Source organism: Microbulbifer epialgicus (genome assembly GCF_041447265.1).
GTDB classification, from domain to species: domain Bacteria; phylum Pseudomonadota; class Gammaproteobacteria; order Pseudomonadales; family Cellvibrionaceae; genus Microbulbifer; species Microbulbifer epialgicus.
In genome coordinates, this window is sequence record NZ_JBGMEK010000279.1 from 1 (window position 1) to 634 (window position 634).

The 634-nt window shown below is 41.6% G+C and carries 2 protein-coding genes; both read left to right on the top strand.

What is annotated here, in order from left to right:
• Positions 1–67 precede the first annotated feature (67 nt).
• Positions 68–292, top strand: coding sequence for a hypothetical protein (locus ACCI49_RS25000; RefSeq protein WP_371841971.1), 225 nt, complete (start codon positions 68–70; stop codon positions 290–292).
• A 79-nt stretch (positions 293–371) separates the two neighbouring features.
• Positions 372–587, top strand: a complete 216-nt coding sequence (locus tag ACCI49_RS25005) for a hypothetical protein (protein WP_371841973.1) — start codon at positions 372–374, stop codon at positions 585–587.
• Positions 588–634: the final 47 nt, after the last annotated feature.

A 634-nucleotide genomic window follows, 5' to 3' on the forward strand; every position in this document is an offset into this window, starting at 1 on the left:
GCCGGGGCTGTCCGGTTAATAAAAAAGTATTACTAACTAAAGAAAGGATGATTAAGGGATTTACGGGATGAAAACGAATTACTGGAAATGCAATGCGCGTATTCCACTGGACAAATTTTACGAACTAAAAGAGTCATCGAATGAGGTAAACATCGGACACGAGCAATTAATCAGGACTTTAGTTTTGGCTGCGCTTCCTGTGTACCGTGCGAAAACTCCCGAAGATTTGAAAAAAGCTCTCTCCAGCATGTTGGTTTTATTTAAGGCCACAGCATTACAGAGGGAACTCTAATCTAAGGATCTAGAAGTGAAAGTAAATAAAAGCTAAACGGTAAACCCATCAAGAGCAAAAACATTCAGGGGAGAAGGTTATGTCTAAAAAACCCGCTAATGCGCTACCTCGCAATGAGTCGCGTAAAAAAATCCCTGCCCAATCGACAAAAAATTACACGGAATTACAAGTTGGAAAATTAGAGCGTCAGGATATGGAAAGTCTGTGTGAAGAGGTGGTGAATGATTTTTGCTGCCAATCCAAACTCTCAGAGACTCCCCAAAAACTCATTGAAGAATTAGGCGGTGCTTTATGATTCGTCGTGGCGCTCGCCCGTCCTCAAATTATCTAGTGGTTGCCAAT